Annotated in this window: 19 protein-coding genes; 6 read left to right on the top strand and 13 right to left on the bottom strand. The window is 31.1% G+C overall.

Going from position 1 to position 16,810, the window contains the following annotated elements; translation table 11 throughout:
- Positions 1-258 precede the first annotated feature (258 nt).
- The 7 genes from AC27L2_RS03740 to yidD form a co-directional block, all read right to left on the bottom strand.
- On the bottom strand, positions 259-993 hold the full coding sequence (locus AC27L2_RS03740; protein ID WP_487210340.1) for a TPM domain-containing protein: 735 nt from the start codon (positions 991-993) through the stop codon (positions 259-261).
- A gap of 14 nt (positions 994-1,007) precedes the next feature.
- Positions 1,008-1,613, bottom strand: a complete 606-nt coding sequence (locus AC27L2_RS03735) for a LemA family protein (protein ID WP_487210339.1) — start codon at positions 1,611-1,613, stop codon at positions 1,008-1,010.
- Between the two features lie 27 nt (positions 1,614-1,640).
- On the bottom strand, positions 1,641-3,002 hold the full coding sequence (locus AC27L2_RS03730) for a PFL family protein (RefSeq protein WP_487210338.1): 1,362 nt from the start codon (positions 3,000-3,002) through the stop codon (positions 1,641-1,643).
- A gap of 154 nt (positions 3,003-3,156) precedes the next feature.
- The gene (locus AC27L2_RS03725; RefSeq protein ID WP_487210337.1) at positions 3,157-3,585 is read right to left on the bottom strand and encodes an ACT domain-containing protein; all 429 of its coding nucleotides are present in this window, start codon (positions 3,583-3,585) and stop codon (positions 3,157-3,159) included.
- Complete coding sequence (locus AC27L2_RS03720) at positions 3,582-4,406, bottom strand: tetratricopeptide repeat protein (RefSeq protein ID WP_487210336.1); 825 nt, start codon at positions 4,404-4,406, stop codon at positions 3,582-3,584. The genes AC27L2_RS03725 and AC27L2_RS03720 overlap by 4 nt, the downstream gene beginning before the upstream one ends.
- Positions 4,407-4,412: 6 nt before the next feature.
- Positions 4,413-5,312, bottom strand: coding sequence for a hypothetical protein (locus AC27L2_RS03715; RefSeq protein ID WP_487210335.1), 900 nt, complete (start codon positions 5,310-5,312; stop codon positions 4,413-4,415).
- A gap of 1 nt (position 5,313) precedes the next feature.
- Complete coding sequence (yidD, locus tag AC27L2_RS03710; RefSeq protein ID WP_487210334.1) at positions 5,314-5,751, bottom strand: membrane protein insertion efficiency factor YidD; 438 nt, start codon at positions 5,749-5,751, stop codon at positions 5,314-5,316.
- A gap of 177 nt (positions 5,752-5,928) precedes the next feature.
- Here yidD and rlmN point away from each other — a divergent pair, with 177 nt between their 5' ends.
- The 3 genes from rlmN (at position 5,929) to AC27L2_RS03695 (ending at position 8,045) form a co-directional block, all read left to right on the top strand.
- Positions 5,929-6,990, top strand: a complete 1,062-nt coding sequence (gene rlmN, locus AC27L2_RS03705) for a dual-specificity RNA methyltransferase RlmN (protein WP_487210333.1) — start codon at positions 5,929-5,931, stop codon at positions 6,988-6,990.
- 68 nt (positions 6,991-7,058) lie between these two features.
- Entirely contained in the window at positions 7,059-7,604 is a 546-nt protein-coding gene (locus AC27L2_RS03700) for a hypothetical protein (RefSeq protein WP_487210332.1), read from the top strand.
- Between the two features lie 3 nt (positions 7,605-7,607).
- Positions 7,608-8,045, top strand: coding sequence for a hypothetical protein (locus AC27L2_RS03695; RefSeq protein ID WP_487210330.1), 438 nt, complete (start codon positions 7,608-7,610; stop codon positions 8,043-8,045).
- Between the two features lie 104 nt (positions 8,046-8,149).
- Here AC27L2_RS03695 and AC27L2_RS03690 read toward each other — a convergent pair whose 3' ends face one another.
- A complete protein-coding gene (locus tag AC27L2_RS03690; RefSeq protein WP_487210329.1) occupies positions 8,150-8,734 on the bottom strand; it encodes a class I SAM-dependent methyltransferase in 585 nt (194 codons plus the stop codon).
- 89 nt (positions 8,735-8,823) lie between these two features.
- On the bottom strand, positions 8,824-11,013 hold the full coding sequence (gene katG / locus AC27L2_RS03685) for a catalase/peroxidase HPI (RefSeq protein ID WP_487210328.1): 2,190 nt from the start codon (positions 11,011-11,013) through the stop codon (positions 8,824-8,826).
- Positions 11,014-11,152: 139 nt separating this feature from the next.
- Between katG and AC27L2_RS03680 the strand changes: the two genes are divergently transcribed.
- Positions 11,153-12,094 carry a hydrogen peroxide-inducible genes activator gene (locus AC27L2_RS03680; protein ID WP_487210327.1) on the top strand — a complete coding sequence of 314 codons (942 nt, stop codon included), beginning with the start codon at positions 11,153-11,155 and terminating at the stop codon, positions 12,092-12,094.
- Positions 12,095-12,133: 39 nt separating this feature from the next.
- On the opposite strand, the gene AC27L2_RS03675 is transcribed toward AC27L2_RS03680, so the two are convergent.
- The 3 genes from AC27L2_RS03675 to AC27L2_RS03665 are packed head-to-tail and all read right to left on the bottom strand — an operon-like array spanning position 12,134 to position 13,655.
- Positions 12,134-12,652, bottom strand: a complete 519-nt coding sequence (locus AC27L2_RS03675) for a hypothetical protein (RefSeq protein WP_487210326.1) — start codon at positions 12,650-12,652, stop codon at positions 12,134-12,136.
- Positions 12,653-12,670: 18 nt separating this feature from the next.
- Positions 12,671-12,976: a hypothetical protein gene (locus AC27L2_RS03670; RefSeq protein ID WP_487210325.1), complete on the bottom strand. Its 306-nt coding sequence runs from the start codon at positions 12,974-12,976 to the stop codon at positions 12,671-12,673.
- A 13-nt stretch (positions 12,977-12,989) separates the two neighbouring features.
- On the bottom strand, positions 12,990-13,655 hold the full coding sequence (locus tag AC27L2_RS03665) for a hypothetical protein (RefSeq protein WP_487210324.1): 666 nt from the start codon (positions 13,653-13,655) through the stop codon (positions 12,990-12,992).
- A gap of 227 nt (positions 13,656-13,882) precedes the next feature.
- Between AC27L2_RS03665 and AC27L2_RS03660 the strand changes: the two genes are divergently transcribed.
- Both AC27L2_RS03660 and AC27L2_RS03655 read left to right on the top strand, forming a co-directional pair.
- Positions 13,883-15,856, top strand: a complete 1,974-nt coding sequence (locus AC27L2_RS03660) for a transketolase C-terminal domain-containing protein (protein ID WP_487210323.1) — start codon at positions 13,883-13,885, stop codon at positions 15,854-15,856.
- A 151-nt stretch (positions 15,857-16,007) separates the two neighbouring features.
- On the top strand, positions 16,008-16,217 hold the full coding sequence (locus AC27L2_RS03655) for a 4Fe-4S binding protein (RefSeq protein WP_487210322.1): 210 nt from the start codon (positions 16,008-16,010) through the stop codon (positions 16,215-16,217).
- A gap of 70 nt (positions 16,218-16,287) precedes the next feature.
- On the opposite strand, the gene trxA is transcribed toward AC27L2_RS03655, so the two are convergent.
- A complete protein-coding gene (gene trxA, locus AC27L2_RS03650; protein WP_487210321.1) occupies positions 16,288-16,626 on the bottom strand; it encodes a thioredoxin in 339 nt (112 codons plus the stop codon).
- Between the last annotated feature and the right edge of the window lie 184 nt (positions 16,627-16,810).

The following is a 16,810-nucleotide window of genomic DNA, read 5'->3' as shown; positions in this document are numbered from 1 at the left end:
AATTCGTTGTTTGATTTTTATTATCAATTAAATCAACAATTTTTATTCATTGAATTCGAGTTGCTGCATAAAATTTGATTAAAAATTTTTCATCACAAGGTAATTAAATATCAAAACACAAGAACAATATTTCATTCTTAAAAACACTGTAAAGCAAAATTCTTAGAATAAAGTTAAAGAAGATAAATGATTCATACAAAAAGAAAATGCATTAAAAGTAACTAATACTTTGTTAAAAATATAGAATTCTTAAACTTACTACCAACTGCCGCTTGCCCCGCCACCTCCGAATGAACCGCCTCCTCCGCTAAAACCACCGAATCCACCCCCAATTCCACCACCAAATCCACTTCCTCCACCCCAGCTTCTTCCTCTGCTGCCACCCATAGAACCAATAATCAGCCATGGAATTATGCTTCCACCTCCCCTTCCGCCTCGTGCTAGTAATAAAAAGATAATTAGCATTATGATATAAATAAATGGAAATTTAATATCATCTTTTTTCTCTTTTTTGTCGCTTTTATATTCTCCTTTTGTTGCAGAAATTATTGCATCAATTCCAGCTTTTATTCCTTCAAAATAATCACCTCGTTTAAAATGTGGACGAACTTCATTTCTTAATATTGAACTTGCAAGTGCATCAGGGAGTGCTCCTTCCAGACCATAACCTACTTCTATTCTCATTTTTCTGTCGTCTTTAGCAACAAAGAAAAGAACTCCATTATCATTCTTTGCGGTTCCAATTTTATTTCTTGATGCAACTTCATAAGTATATAATTCAATTGGATATCCGTTCAAAGTTGATATCATTAAAAATACAATTTGATTTGAAGTAGAGTCATCAAATCTTTTTAATCTATCATTCAGATAAGCGAGCTCTGAATTTGAAAGAGTAGAAGTAAAATCATTTGCATAATACTTTAGTATTGGAAATTCAATTTGAGCATTAAGAACTACAAAAGGAATTAATAAAAGTAAAATAATTTTTTTCATATAAAACTCTTTAATCAAAACTGAACCTTAGGAGCCTGTTCAGCGTTTGGTGCTGCTTTGAAATATTGCTTTTCTTTGAATCCTGTCATATTAGCAATTATAGAAGCAGGAAATCTTTTGATTTGAGTATTATATTCCTGAACAACTTGATTAAATTTCATTCTTTCTACAGAAATTCTGTTTTCAGTTCCTTCGAGCTGAGCTTGAAGCTGGAGAAAATTTTCATTTGCTTTCAATTGAGGATAATTTTCAGAAACGACGAGCAGTCGTGAAAGAGCACTGCTTAATCCATCCTGAGCCTGTTGAAACTTTTGAAAAGCTTCTGCATCACTAAGCTGGTCTGCTGTAATTCTAATTTGTCCAACTTTTGCTCGAGCCTCTGTTACGGCTGTGTATGTTTCTTTTTCAAAATTAGCAACACCTTTAACTGTTTCTACAAGATTAGGTATTAAATCATATCTTCTTTGATATTGGTTTTCTACTTGGCTCCATGCTTGATTTACACTTTCATTTAAGGAGACTAATCTATTATAAACACTCACACCCCAGCTTACTGTTAGTAAAATAGCAATTATAATAACAGCAGCAATTCCAAGTGCAATTAATAGACCTTTTTTCATTTTACCTCCTATTTATGATTAGGATTTTCAATTTGTTAAACTTCTTACTGGAGCAGGAATTCTTCCGCCTCTGTTTATAAATTTTGCACTACTCAATTTTCTTACACCCATCACAGGTGCTTTTCCTAATAGGCCTCCATAATCAACAAAATCTCCTTCTTTCTTTCCAAAGGCAGGAATAATTCTTACAGCGGTAGTTTTATCATTTATAACTCCGATTGCAGCTTCATCTGCAATAATGCCGGCTATAGTTTCGGCAGGAGTATCACCTGGAATAGCAACCATATCAAGCCCAACAGAGCAGACCGCAGTCATAGCTTCCAACTTTTCAAGTGACAGATTGCCGGCTTGAACTGCGCGAATCATTCCCATGTCTTCACTTACAGGAATAAAAGCCCCGCTTAGACCTCCTACAGATGAACTTGCCATAAGTCCAGCTTTTTTAACCGCATCGTTCAACATAGCCAGAGCTGCGGTTGTTCCTGGTGCACCAACATCTTCAAGGCCCATTGCTTTAATAATATCTGCAATGCTGTCTCCCTCAGCGGGAGTAGGTGCAAGTGAAATATCAACTATACCAAATGGGACACCATTTTTTTCTGCCACTTTTCTGCCGATTAATTCTCCTGCTCGTGTAATTTTAAAAACAGTTTTCTTAATAACTTCAGATAGCTGATGCAAGTCTACTCTTCCTGCTTCACGAATTGCATCAAGAACAACTCCAGGTCCACTTATTCCAACATTAATCACAACTTCTGGTTCAGAGACACCATGAAATGCTCCTGCAACAAACGGGTTATCTTCAACTGCATTTGCAAACACTACTAATTTTGCACAGCCTATCGAATCTTTATCTTTAGTAAGTTCAGCTGTTAATTTTATAACTTCAGACATCATTATTACTGCATCCATATTAATTCCAGCTTTGGTGGATGCAACATTCACACTTGAACAAACTCGCTTTGTTTGAGAAAGTGCATAAGGAATTGATTTAATTAATTCCTTTTCTCCATTTGTCATTCCTTTTTGTACTAATGCAGAATATCCGGCAATGTAATCAATGCCAATTTCTTCGGCTATTGCATCTATGGTTTTTGCAATTTCGATAAATTCTTCTGAATTATATGAATCGAAAGGAATTGAAATGGGGGTTAATGATATTCTTTTATTTGCAATTGAAATTCCAAATTGTGATTCAACTTCTTTTGCATTTTTGACATGATTTCTTGCGTAACGAATAATTTTATCATAAATTTTTTGTTTTGTCACCTCAATATTTCTATCATAACAATCACGCAAACTTATTCCCATTGTAACAGTTCGAATATCGAAATGCTCAATTTCTGTCATTCGAATAGTTTCAAGAATTTCTTCAAATTCATATTGCATATTTATTCCTAAATTTTTTCAATTTCATTTTGAAAAACGACAATTATTAATTTCTTACATATTAATTCAATAGCTAAAAATTCATTGCACTTTCATTGTTCACACTTACAAGTTTATTGTTTTAAACTATGGTTACAATAAACTAACATAGCTGCTAAATCCTATGCATATATCTAAAAACATCTTCGTGCTGAAGATAAATTTTTATTTTAAGTTCTTCGGCTACTTTTGCCATTTCATTTTGAATTTCTTTCAAATCTTTATTTGATGTTGAGATATCAATTATCATTATCATTGTAAAAAAATCTCCCATTATTCTCTGACTTAAATCCTGTATATCGCAATTCGATTCTGCCAAAGCCTTAGTAACAGCTGCAACGATTCCAGGTTTATTTAATCCAAATGAAGTTAAGATTACTCTTCCAGAAGTAACTTCTCCGCTTTTTAATTTTAAATCATAATCTGTCATCGATTCAATTTTTTTTCGAACTGCTTCTTTAATTTCAGCTGGGGTTGCATCTTTTCCTAATTCATTGACTGTTTCAAAAGTAATTTTTCTTATTTCTTCTTCTGTAAGTTTCATGGCTTATCGCCTCTATATTCATTTTGTAAATAATTAAGAACTCTATTTGAAATAGAAATATTTTTTTCAACTACAAATTTTTCTGCATTTTGAATATTGCCTCTGTAAAATCTCAACCATAACAAGCTTCCTATCACAACACCATCAAAAATTCTATCTTCCGAAAAAGATTTTGCAGTTAAATAGCCAAATAACAAATTATATCCAAATGAGATTAAACCAGAAAACAAGTGTCCTGTATAAATTTGTCCTGCACCAGGCAAAATATAAGAAATTACCTTAGCAAATGTAACCGAATATTTTTCTTTAATTACATTTTGCGATATAATAGCCAGTTCATGATAGGGCTGAAATTTATTGAAATAAAATTTTGCTTTTTCCCAGTCATCACTGAAAATGAATGTCCATCCTCTCCAATAATTTAATGAATCCAGATTTTGACTGAATTCAGAAGAATTTTCGATATCATTTAAGATTTGTAATGCTCTTTCGGGTGTTCCTCTTAGCAAATTTATTTTAACAATTTCAATTTTAGCTCGATATTTTTCGGCTGAATTGTTTGAAGAAACTTCTGCTAAGGAAAAATATTTAATAGCATCATCAAACTTGCCGCCTGCTTTATAACATTTGCCAATATTGAAATTGCAGATGTATGAAAATGTTTTTGATGTATCAAAAAAATTTAATCTTTTGTATTCGGTAATCGCATCATAATATTTTTCAGACTTATAAAGTTTATTCGCATAATTCAGTTGTTCCAACAAACTTTGTGCATTAACAGGAAAACTAAGCAACAGCAAAAAGAAAAAATATTTTTTCATCTGCAGTTATTTCTCCAAAAAGTTAATTTGGGGTAAAAGAAAGTCACGCTGTTCAAAGTAAAGTTTAATCTCGTTTCTGAAATTGAATTTAATCTTAGCATTATAAATTTGTGCTGATGCTATTGAACCATAAATATTTCCAGCATAAGTTAAAACAGAAATTCCTGTAAAGAGCCATCCTCTAAAATTGTGATGATGATTAAAATTATTTACAGCTAAGAAAGCGAGAATTCCTGTTGCTGCAAAAGCTGTGATGCCATCAGTAATTTCTCCAGTGTAAATTTTACCCAGTCCAGGCAAAAACGCAGACAACAAACCAGCAGCAGTTTGACTTTTATAATGAGGATATTTTTTCATTAGATAAAATTTTTTAATCATAGTATAATTTGAATCATCGAACGCAGAAAAAAATTCATTTGTATCGGGCAATATTGAATTATCAAATAAGTGGGAAATAAATTTTAATCTTTTTAGATGCTGTGAATATTTATCGCTTAAATAAATTTCTTTTTCAGTCAATTCTCGAAATGAATAAAAATCTGATGAACTGTTTAAGCTCATTAAAAAATTTGTTCTGAAAAACTGGAGTTTTGCTTCTTCTTCAAGAGACGAGTTAAAAAACAAACTTTTAAAATTTTCTGCTGCTTCTTCATATCTTCCAATTCTAAGGAAACAATCAGCAAATTTGAAACGAACTGTATCATTGTTTTCTGCTTTCAAATATTCACGAAATTCTTCAAGTGCTCTTAAATAATCTTTTTCTGCATAAAGATAATTGCCAAATTTCAATCGATTAAGAGGAGAGTAGATGTTAGAGTTTTCAAAAGATTGTGCAAACGAACCACAAAAAGAAAAAAATAAAACAACAGTAAAAACGAATCTTTTATTCAAAAAAAATTTGAGCATGCTATTTTACAAAAGATGTTGGCGGAATATAAACTATTTTTTGTGGAATTAAAGTATAATTATAAACAGGGTCATAAAATTTACCGTTTGCGTATCGAGGATAATGCCAAGTCCCTTTGAAAAAATTTATATCTCTAGTAAATCTATCTACAAACATCAAAGTGCCTTTAATAAAATTTGTCTCGTTGACTGCTTGAACAAAAAATTCAGAACATGTAGGATGAAATGGACAATTATCACCATCATAATCTGATATTAAAAAGCTATAAAAATTCTTTAGATAGCCAATTAAATTACTTGAAGAAATATTTTTTTTAACATCGTAACTTTTTTCTAAAATTATTGAATAAGGTACTTCCTTCTTATCCCACTTAACCCAATCTGTTTGAGCCTTTGCAAATGCTGAGAGAATTAAAATAAGTGTTATTAATTTTTTCATAGTGTAATTATCAATAAAATCATAAATTAAAATAACAAAAAAATTCTAACCAATTAATCATATTTTTCAAATACAATGATAAAATTTTATAAATAATCTTTATCTTTTAATAAGATTTAAGAAGAAATTTAGAATTTCTTATTTCAAAACATAACGCTAAAAATTATGCGATTAAATATGAAAGAGAATCAAAAAGTTCAACTCAAAGGATTAACTCTCGAAGAACTTCAAAATTATTTTATTTCTATTGGAGAAAAGAAATTTCGAGGTGAACAGTTATTCAACTGGATGTATAATCATTTAGTATTCGATGCTTCTGAATTGAAAAATTTTTCGAAAGAATTAAGAGAAAAAATAGATGAAAGTTGCGAGCTAAAAACTCTAACACTTGTCGATAAACAATATTCAATTTCAACAGGGACACAAAAATATCTTTTTGCAACTTATGACAATAAAAAAATAGAATCAGTTATAATTCCAGATAAAGAAAGAAATACACTTTGCATTTCCACTCAAGTAGGCTGTCCACTCGATTGTAAGTTTTGTGCAACAGGATTAATGGGTTTCAAAAGAAATCTGACTGCAGGTGAAATTGTAGACCAATATTTACATTCTGCAAAAGAATATGGGAAAGAAAAAATCACAAACATAGTTTTCATGGGAATGGGGGAACCGCTTTTAAATTTTCAAAACACAATTAAAGCCGTTGAAATTTTCACTCATGAATTAACAAAAGGTTTAAGCAGAAAAAGGATTACAATTTCAACTGCTGGAATACCTCATAAAATTATTGAACTTGCAGACTTAAATCTTAGAGTAAAACTTGCATTTTCACTTCATTCAACATTTGAAGATGTTCGAAGCAAAATAATGCCGATAAATAAAAAATATTCCTTGAAAGAAAATCTTGAAGCACTTAAATATTATGCAAAGAAAACAAAAACAAGAATCACATTTGAGTATATCATGTTAAAAGATATAAATGACAGAAAAGAAGATATAAAAGCTCTAACAAAACTTTGCAGTCAGCTTCCTTCGAAAATTAATGTGATACCTTTCAACAGCATAAAACACATGAGCCCAGATGGAATATCAGCCGAACTTGAATCAACTCCATACGATAAAATTCTGCAATTTGTTGAACAATTAAGAAATAATAATATAACAGTATTCATAAGAGATACACGCGGCGACGATATTGCAGCAGCATGCGGACAATTAGCAATCAAACACAACTAAATTAAGTGCTTGAATGTAGATTAATATTTATTTATTATCACAACGAACTAAAGAGACAATTTAGAATTATGTCTCGATTATATAAAATATCATTTTTTGTTCTGCTATTATTCACTCCAATTCTGATAATTTCTCAATCCGATAATCAACAAAAAATTATTCGAGCAAATAGTGTTCTAATTCTACCTTTCATTGAAAATGAAAAATACCCATATGCATCAGATGAGGTTAGATTTTCATTAGTTACTGGTTTTCTTCAGAAAGGTTATAATGTAATTGAAAATGACACAATCTGGAATGAGCTAATTAATTTGGATTATAATTTATGGAACATTTCCTCCGAAATAGCAGATTCAATTTCAAAATATGTCAACACAGATTTGATTGTTTATGGCAAAATAGATGAAGTAATAAATACAAGAGAAACAGGTCTAAGCCGCAACAGAATAGTTTATAAACCCATACTCGTCAAAATTTATGACACAAGAAAAAAATCAATCATATTTTTTGAAAGAATAAATATGATTGAATACTGGGGCATGTTTGAAAATGTAACTTCGATAAGTGATTTAGGATTAAAAATTGCTACTGAATTACGCAATCGAGGTTATTAAAATATGCGAAACGAAAAATTAATTATCACACTTTTATTTATAATTTTTGTAAGCTGTGAAGAAAGCAGTGTAATATTCGATTCAAAAATAAAAATTTATCAGATTCCAGGATGTCAACCTGCAATAAGTAAATTTTCTAATTCATTGATTGATTCGTGTTTTAATTACACTTTTTTTGATAAGCTTAAAATCAATTTTTGTGTAAGTGGAAATTGCTGTCCAGATGAAAATCGATTTTTGATTAATTATAAAATTTACAATGATACAATAACTATTACATTAACAGACACTGCAGCAAATCTTTGCAGATGCATTTGTAATTATATTATTCATGGAGAATTTGAATCTTTGCCTTATGATGGTTATATAATTAAATGCATTCAAAAAACAGCTAACGAATCAAAAATTCTTTATAATCAAAAAGTTTTTGGTGCACATTAAATATTAAATGTTGATTCAATGTTAACACAAAAATATAATGCTTCAAGTTTATCATAATAAGTAATATTAAATTTTTAGCCTATATACAAAATGATATTCATAATTTAACTATGAACATTCTTTTTGAAGTTTATTGTAAAATTAAATTTATTACCATAGAGTTTATAAAATTCAAAACCTACAGTCTCTGCAAGTCTTTTAATTTCTTCAGCTGTAAGTTTATCTGGATCGCCGCCCAATTCTGAAATTGACAATATTCCACCTTTTTTCAACATTCTAAAAAATTCATTAAAATATTCTGTTTTATTTTCCACTTCGCCAACAACTGCTACTAAAAATATTCTGTCAAAATAATTATCCTTAAAGTCAAAACTTATTCCATTACACAAATAATATTCTACATTATGAATTCTTTTTTTGTCAATTCTTTTTTTAGCATAATTAAGCATTTCAGGTTGTATATCTGCTATAACTAAATTACCATTAGTTAAATTCTTTGCTACATAAACACTATAATATCCTGGACCCGAGCCTACTTCTAAAACATTAAAGTTATTTTCCAATTCAAGTCTTTTTACTAATTTTTTTGGTGATAAGAAAATATTTCTAAATGGAATTAATAAAGTAAAAGCCATTTGATGAGGGAAAACACCCTTTGAAGTAAATCTCTTAATAATTTCTTTTTCCATGATAAATTAGAGTTGTATTAAAAAATTGACAACAAATATAAAAAAAGCCGTGATATTGCTATCACGGCGCAGTAAATGAAATTATTATTTTACTGAAGCAAATCAAATCGATCGAGCATCATTACTTTATTCCATGCTGTAACAAAATCCTTAACAAATTTTTCTTTGTTATCTTCGCATGCATAAAATTCTGCCACGGCTCTTAATTCGGAGTTATGCCCAAATATCAAATCAACACGTGTAGCTTTCCATTTTAATTTACCAGTTTTTCTATCATAACCTTCAAAGGTTTCTTTTGTATCATCAATTGCTTTCCATTCTGTACTCATATCAAGCAGATTGACAAAGAAATCATTTGTTAAAACTCCCGGACGGTTGGTAAATACGCCATAGTCCGAGTTATCATAATTTGCTTTCAAGACACGCATTCCGCCAATTAAAACTGTCATTTCAGGAATTGAAAGATTAAGAAGTTGTGCTTTATCAATCAGAAAATGTTCTGAATGAATTGATGTTTTTGCTTTCAAATAATTACGGAATCCATCAGCAAAAGGTTCGAGATAACAGAATGAATTTACATCTGTTTGTTCTTGCGTTGCATCCATTCTACCAGGTGTAAATGGAACAGAAATATTATAACCAGCATCTTTAGCTGCTTTCTCAACTGCAGCACAACCTCCAAGTACAATTAAATCTGCAAGTGAAATTTTCTTGCCATCTTTCTGATTAGAATTAAATTCCTTTTGAATATTTTCATATACTTTTAAGACTTTAGATAACTGTGGAGGATTATTTACTTCCCAATTTTTTTGTGGTTCTAATCTAATGCGTGCGCCATTGGCACCCCCGCGTTTATCAGAATTGCGATATGTTGATGCAGATGCCCATGCTGTTACAACCAGTTCAGAAATTGAAAGTCCAGATTCAAGAATTTTTTTCTTTAACTCCTCTATATCATTTTCATCAACTAATTTATGGTCTAATTTAGGAATTGGGTCCTGCCAGATTAAGTCTTCTTCTGGAACTTCAGGACCAAGATAACGAGATTTTGGTCCCATATCTCTATGAGTTAATTTAAACCATGCTCTTGCAAATGCATCTGCAAACAAATCAGGATTTTCATAAAACTTTCTGGAAATTTTTTCATACTCAGGATCAAATCTTAAAGCAAGGTCTGTAGTTAACATTCCTGGTAAATGTTTTTTATTTGGGTCATATGGATCGGGAACTGTAGGTTCTGCATTTTTTGCCACCCATTGATAAGCACCAGCAGGACTTTTAGTTAATTCCCATTCATATTCAAAAAGGTGTTTGAAGAAATCATGACCCCACTTTGTAGGAGTTGTAGTCCAAGTCAATTCTGGACCTCCGGTTAAAGTATCTGGACCTTTGCCGGATTTATATTTGTATTTCCATCCCAAACCTTGTTCTTCAATATCAGCAGCTTCGGGCTCAGGTCCCATTAATTTTGGGTCTCCTTGACCATGAGCTTTTCCAAAAGTATGACCACCGGCAATAAGTGCAACTGTTTCTTCGTCGTTCATTCCCATTTTTGCAAAAATATCACGAATATCTTTAGCTGCAGCCACAGGGTCTGGATTTCCACCAGGTCCTTCTGGATTAACATAAATTAATCCCATTTGAACAGCAGCAAGTGGATTTTCAAGTTCTCTATTTTCAGAATAACGTTTATCATCACTTAGCCATTTAGTTTCTGAACCCCAATAAATACTTTCATCTGGTTCCCATGCATCCTCGCGTCCGCCGCCAAATCCAAATGTTTTAAAACCCATCGATTCCATTGCGACATTTCCAGCAAGAATCATCAAATCTGCCCAAGAAATTTTATTTCCATACTTTTGTTTAATGGGCCAGAGTAATCTTCGAGCTTTATCAAGATTTGCATTATCAGGCCAGCTGTTTAATGGTGCAAATCTTTGCAGCCCGCCATTAGCACCGCCTCTGCCATCAGCCATTCGGTATGTACCCGCACTATGCCAAGCCATACGAATAAATAAAGGTCCATAATGACCAAAATCGGCAGGCCACCAATCCTGAGATTGTGTCATTAATTCTTGTAAATCTTTTTTAAGTGCATAATAATCAAGACTCTTAAAAGCTTCTCTGTAATTAAAATCTTTATCCATTGGATTGGATAAGGAAGAATTTTGCCTGAGTATATTTAACTTCAGGCGATTGGGCCACCAGTCTTCATTTTTTGTTCCCATTGTCCCCGGTTTTGGTATATGTACTGGACATTTGCTTCCGTTGTTGCTCATGTTTTACCTCTTTAATGATTAGATTAATAAATTTTTTATCCCTCTATTTTCAATTAACTTTATTACAATTATCACATAAATTATATTATAAATCAAATTGATTATCTTTATATGCTTATAAATAATTTTTATAAGAAATATGACACTTACTCAGCTTGAATACATAGTAGCAGTAGAAAAATTCGGTAACTTTTCAGAAGCAGCTCAAAGCTGTTTTGTTACTCAACCTACTTTGAGTATGCAAATCCAAAAACTTGAAGAAGAACTTGGTGCAATAATTTTTAAAAGAGATAAACATCCAATCGTTCCAACCGAAATCGGAAAAAAAATTATTGAGCAGGCAAAACATATTCTTAAAGAAAAAGAAAAGCTTCATATAATTCTCCAAATCGAACGAGGAGAATTTATTGGTTCATTGCGTGTTGCAATTATCCCTACAATTTCTTCTTACTTACTTCCAATGTTCTTAAAAAATTTTATAAAAAAATATCCAGATGTTGAATTGATAATTGATGAAGTAACAACAGATGAAGTTATTGCAGGTTTAGAAAAATCTTATTTTGATATTGGAATAATTGCACTTCGTTCTAGCAGTGAAAATTTATTAACAGAAACATTGTATTATGAACCATTCGTAGCTTTTCTTCCTCCCAACCACAGACTCATGAAAAAAAAGAAGTTGGACCAAACAGATTTAGATGTAAACGATATTCTTCTTTTAAAAGAAGGACATTGTTTGCGTGAACAAACACTTTCTATTTGCAGAACCAGCGAGAGCTCTTGGATTGAAAAAAGCAATAAAGTTGTTTTTGAAAGCGGCAATCTCGATACTTTGATTAAATTAGTTGAACAACGTTTTGGAATGACACTTCTACCTTATCTTGCAATTCAATATATCAAGGATAAAAGAAAGCTTAATCAAATTAAAGAGTTTAATCAGCCTGTGCCTAAAAGAGAAGTTGGATTTATTTATTCAAATACTTTCATTAAAAAACATCTTTTGAATGCTCTCAAAGAAGAAATTTTGAAAGTTATTCCTGATGAACTAAAACAAAATAAAGATGGGATGATAATTCATTAATTATCATCCCAAATCAAATTTACAATCTGAAAAAATACTTTATTTCTGTGTTTGCACAGTTTCAAAATAGTCTTGAATTAATCTGATACTTTCTTTTGCTGCAGCATTTATGTATTCTGCTGTTTCTCCCATAGACTGACGATTTGTTGCATCCATCTGCATTAATCTTAATCCTAATTGAGTCTGAAAGCTGTTCAATGCTATAACAATTTGACTCATATCTCCCATAATTTTATGAATTCTTTCTATTGGTCTAAATAGAAACAGCGAAACTAAATCTGCTATTCCAAAACCGCCCGCTATTAAAGCTTCAAGCTCTTTGATGTTTTCATCATAGGCTGCATAAAAAGGAACACTCAATAAAATAATGCCAATTGCAAACATTATTACAGACAATACCACAATTACCCAGTAGGTAACTGCAAGTTTTCTTCGTAAACTTTTCAAGTCAATTTTACCATCAATCATTGAACCCTGAAGATGACGCACAATAAATTCATTTGCTTTGCGACGCTGCTCTGCGTCCATTGTAACAATTTCACTTGCTACTTCTGTCATATTTCACCTCTTTTTTTATTAAACAAATAATTTTGAAAGCGGTGCAATTAATTTGCTGATTTCAATTGCTACATCACCTAAATCCTGAATACGCTTTTTTAATTCTGCTTGAGATAAATTAACCCGTGAAGCTTCTTTAACAATCGTGATTAAATTCTCGTATGTTTCAAGATCAGTTGCATCTGGAGTTATTTTATCAATTTCTTCTTTGGATAAACCAAGTAATTGTTTCAACTCTTCCTTGTATTTTCCTTCAAAGGCTTCTCTGTTTTCTTTGAGCTTTTGTTTAACTCTTTTTCGAAAATCATCAAGATTTTTACTCATTGATGCCTCCAGATTATTTAATTATATCACCAAACAGTTTATCAAACTGTTCAATTATTTTTTCAGTGTTTTCTTTTTTTGATTTTATTTTTTCAGTCAGTTTAGAAACAGCTTCCGAAAATGTTGAGAGTTTTGTGCTTATATTTTGTTGAAGATTTCCCAAGTTCATTTTCAACAATATTTCATTTTGAACATCTTTTACTTTTAAGACAGATGCAAGATGAGCTGTGACAATCGAATTTGCATATATTATTCTATTATATGCATCAATTAAATTTTGTTTTATCGAATCCCTTTGATGCAAAAGAGGTTTCAATTTTGAATTTCTGTAATCATCAATTTCATAATGCAGTTCTTCAAGAATGATTTTCGTTTTTTCTAAGTCAATTTCTTTTTCACCTTTTGAATTTTCTTTTAACAATTCATTTCCAAATTCATCCATAATTCTATCGGTTTGATATGGCACATAAACTTCATCAATAAACCTATTAACATCAGAAATTAATCGATTATAAAACACATCTAATAATTCAAGATGAGCTTTTTGCATCGCAGAAATATCTCTTCCAACAGTAACTGAAAGTTCAATCGATTCCTTCGGTATTGATGCACAAGCGGTAATAAGAAACACTGAGGAGAGAATTAAAGAAACATAAAATGAAATTTTTTCTTTACTCATTTTGACCCTCTAAATTCAATTGTGAATAAGTAAGAAAAGAACTTTTGGGAGGAAGCGCATTAATTTTTTGAATAAAATTAAAGAGAATCTGTTTTGTAATCAATAAATATTTTAAAAGGTTTCTTTACAATTATTTAACAAAATATTATTAACAACTATCATAAAAATGAAGTAATTTTAGTTTAGGGTGTATGAACTTTTGGAAAAAATATTGGGAGAAAATATAGATGGCTTATCAATTAATTAAAAAATCGGAATTTGACAGAGTAAGAAATTTCAATGGAAAGTGGGATTTAAAATTAAAACTGTTTGCTGATATGTGTCGTTTTAACACTTTTGTTGCAGTTAAAAAAGCAGGCTCAGGACATCTTGGCTCATCATTCAGTGCTATGGATATTATCACATACCTCTATCTAAATGAATTAAATATTCTCGAAGTTGGCATTAACAGCGAAGAAAGAGATATCTATTTTTCATCGAAAGGACATGATGTTCCTGGACTTTATTCACTCTTCTATGCATTAGGAATACTGCCTGAAGAAAAATTATTAATGCTCAGAAGATTAAATGGACTTGATGGACATCCTGATGTTCGCATTCCTGGTATTGAAGCGTGCACAGGTTCACTCGGAATGGGAATTTCAAAAGGAAAAGGAATGGCATGGGCAAAAAAATATAAAAATAAGTGCGGACATGTTTATGTTATGACTGGTGATGGAGAATTTCAAGAAGGTCAAATTTGGGAATCAATTCAATCAGCTGCACATCAAAAAATTTCTAATTTAACTGTAATAATGGACCATAACAAATATCAAACTGATATGCTAGTAGAAGATGTTAACAACATAGAAGATGTTGTAATGAAAGTAAGTTCATTTGGTTGGCATGTAGTAAGAATTAATGGTCATGATTACGAAGAATTAAAAAATACTTTCTCAAATCTTAAATATGTAACAGACAAGCCCAAAATGATTATTGCCGATACAATTAAAGGCAAAGGTATTTCTTTTATGGAAAAACCTTTTACCGAAACAATCTCTGGAAAAACTTATTACAGATGGCATAGTGGTGCTCCTGATGATGAAAATTTCACAAAAGGAATTATCGAATTAACAACATCAATAAATAATCTTGCAAAAGAACTCGGCATTGAAGCTATTGAAATTCCAGATAATCAAGTTGAAGGAAAGATTTCAACAAAGGCAGATAAAGAATTTGTGACAGATGCTTTTGGCGATGCACTTGTTGAACTTGCAAAAACAAATGAAAAAATAATTGTACTTGACGGCGACCTTTCTGCAGATTGTAAACTTAGAAAGTTTGAATATACTTTTCCTGAGAGATTTATTGAAAATGGAATTGCAGAACAAGATATGGTTTCAATGGCTGGAGGATTAGCAAGAATGGGATTACTGCCTGTCGTAAATTCTTTTGCAAGTTTTCTTGCTGCAAGAGCTAACGAACAAATTTATAATAATGCATGTGAGAAAACAAAAATAATTTATGCCTGTCATTTTGCTGGATTAATTCCTGCCGGACCCGGGAAATCGCATCAAAGTGTTCGTGATATATCATTATTTGGTGCTTTACCCAATGTTACCATAATTCAACCTTGTAATTCTTATGAAACAAAGAAAACTCTTCAATATTGTGTTAATGAAGCAAAAGAAAATTGTGTAATCCGTTTAGCAATAGGTCCATCACCCGAGACAATTCAACTGCCTGATGATTATGAATTTATTCCAGGAATTGGAACCGAACTAACTGATGGAAAAGATGCAATCATTTTTGCTTATGGACCTGTAATGCTGCATGAAGCTTTAACTGCTCATAGAATTTTGAAAAAAGTTAACTATGGATTAAAAGTTGTAAATATGCCCTGGTTAAATAAAATTGATTTAGACTGGATTGAAAGCATTACAAAAAGTTATAAAAATATTTTTGTATTGGAAGACCATTCAATCACTGGCGGTTTAGGAGATAGAATTTTAGAAGCACTTGCAGATGTTCATCATTTTCAGGGAAAAAGATTTGACATCATTGGACTTGATGATTATCCTGAATGTGGCACACCTCAGGAGGTATTGCAATATCATGGCTTGGATGGAATGTCAATAGCAAAAAGAATTTCTAATATTGACAATCTTGATAGCATTATTCAGGAAGAAGAAAAAAATTACAATGATTCATCGCCACAATGATTAAAAATTTCCCATTTTCTAAAAACTAAATAATAACATTTATCATAATTGATAAACACAAAATTATTTTACATTAAAAATGCAATTTTATTTTGGCAAAATTCTTGAAATAACATTGAGACAGTATTAATAAAAAATTATGGAGAAAAAAATGGTAATTACTGATGATTGCATAAGCTGCTCTGCCTGTGTTGATGAATGTGAAAACAATGCAATTTACAATGCAGGAGAAGAATATACGGTAAATGGTGAAACACGCCCGCCAATTTCTGAAGAACATACATTTATTGCACCTGAATTATGCAATAATTGTAAGTCATGTGTAGAAGTATGTGCTGTTGATGCAATTGTAGAGCAATAATATATTGCCCCCTCTATAAAAAAACCCGATTCAAATAAATGAATCGGGTTTTTTATTTATTAGATTAGACTTAATTTGCTTGTTCTAAATAAGGTTTGATTTTCGACATCAAATGATATTTTGGAACTGCACCAATTACAGCATCAACCATTCTTCCATTTTTGAAGATTCCAAGTGTAGGAATGCTCATAATACCGTATTGAGCTGCAACCCCATAATTTTCATCTGTATTAACTTTTACAACTTTTAATTTACCTGCATTTTCCTTAGCAATTTCTTCAACAATTGGTGCTACCATTCGACAAGGGCCACACCAAGGTGCCCAGAAATCTACAAGCACTGGAAGTTCTGATTCTAAAACTTCTTTTTGGAAATTAAAATCTGTTCCTTCAATAATATTGTTATTCATCTATAAACTCCTTTAATTTTTGCTGCTGATATGATGCAGCAATTTACATAAAGGATTCAAAATGAATATAACAGATTATGAATTTATTAACTGCTAAAATGCTAAAAATAAACTGGAAAAATTTTACACTTAATTGAATTACTGATTGTGAAATAAATTATAAATTTTTACTTAACCAACATTA

Source organism: Rosettibacter sp. KY25 (assembly GCF_057554405.1).
The sequence above is the reverse complement of the archived record's forward strand: the minus strand, read 5'-3'. Positions and strand labels throughout refer to the sequence as shown.

Bases quoted from the DNA above. Each gene is read 5' to 3' on its own strand.
- AC27L2_RS03740 (WP_487210340.1), bottom strand. From the start codon at position 993: ATGAAAAAAATTATTTTACTTTTATTAATTCCTTTTGTAGTTCTTAAT.
- AC27L2_RS03735 (WP_487210339.1), bottom strand. From the start codon at position 1,613: ATGAAAAAAGGTCTATTAATTGCACTTGGAATTGCTGCTGTTATTATA.
- AC27L2_RS03730 (WP_487210338.1), bottom strand. From the start codon at position 3,002: ATGCAATATGAATTTGAAGAAATTCTTGAAACTATTCGAATGACAGAA.
- AC27L2_RS03725 (WP_487210337.1), bottom strand. From the start codon at position 3,585: ATGAAACTTACAGAAGAAGAAATAAGAAAAATTACTTTTGAAACAGTC.
- AC27L2_RS03720 (WP_487210336.1), bottom strand. From the start codon at position 4,406: ATGAAAAAATATTTTTTCTTTTTGCTGTTGCTTAGTTTTCCTGTTAAT.
- AC27L2_RS03715 (WP_487210335.1), bottom strand. From the start codon at position 5,312: ATGCTCAAATTTTTTTTGAATAAAAGATTCGTTTTTACTGTTGTTTTA.
- yidD (WP_487210334.1), bottom strand. From the start codon at position 5,751: ATGAAAAAATTAATAACACTTATTTTAATTCTCTCAGCATTTGCAAAG.
- rlmN (WP_487210333.1), top strand. From the start codon at position 5,929: ATGAAAGAGAATCAAAAAGTTCAACTCAAAGGATTAACTCTCGAAGAA.
- AC27L2_RS03700 (WP_487210332.1), top strand. From the start codon at position 7,059: ATGTCTCGATTATATAAAATATCATTTTTTGTTCTGCTATTATTCACT.
- AC27L2_RS03695 (WP_487210330.1), top strand. From the start codon at position 7,608: ATGCGAAACGAAAAATTAATTATCACACTTTTATTTATAATTTTTGTA.
- AC27L2_RS03690 (WP_487210329.1), bottom strand. From the start codon at position 8,734: ATGGAAAAAGAAATTATTAAGAGATTTACTTCAAAGGGTGTTTTCCCT.
- katG (WP_487210328.1), bottom strand. From the start codon at position 11,013: ATGAGCAACAACGGAAGCAAATGTCCAGTACATATACCAAAACCGGGG.
- AC27L2_RS03680 (WP_487210327.1), top strand. From the start codon at position 11,153: ATGACACTTACTCAGCTTGAATACATAGTAGCAGTAGAAAAATTCGGT.
- AC27L2_RS03675 (WP_487210326.1), bottom strand. From the start codon at position 12,652: ATGACAGAAGTAGCAAGTGAAATTGTTACAATGGACGCAGAGCAGCGT.
- AC27L2_RS03670 (WP_487210325.1), bottom strand. From the start codon at position 12,976: ATGAGTAAAAATCTTGATGATTTTCGAAAAAGAGTTAAACAAAAGCTC.
- AC27L2_RS03665 (WP_487210324.1), bottom strand. From the start codon at position 13,655: ATGAGTAAAGAAAAAATTTCATTTTATGTTTCTTTAATTCTCTCCTCA.
- AC27L2_RS03660 (WP_487210323.1), top strand. From the start codon at position 13,883: ATGGCTTATCAATTAATTAAAAAATCGGAATTTGACAGAGTAAGAAAT.
- AC27L2_RS03655 (WP_487210322.1), top strand. From the start codon at position 16,008: ATGGTAATTACTGATGATTGCATAAGCTGCTCTGCCTGTGTTGATGAA.
- trxA (WP_487210321.1), bottom strand. From the start codon at position 16,626: ATGAATAACAATATTATTGAAGGAACAGATTTTAATTTCCAAAAAGAA.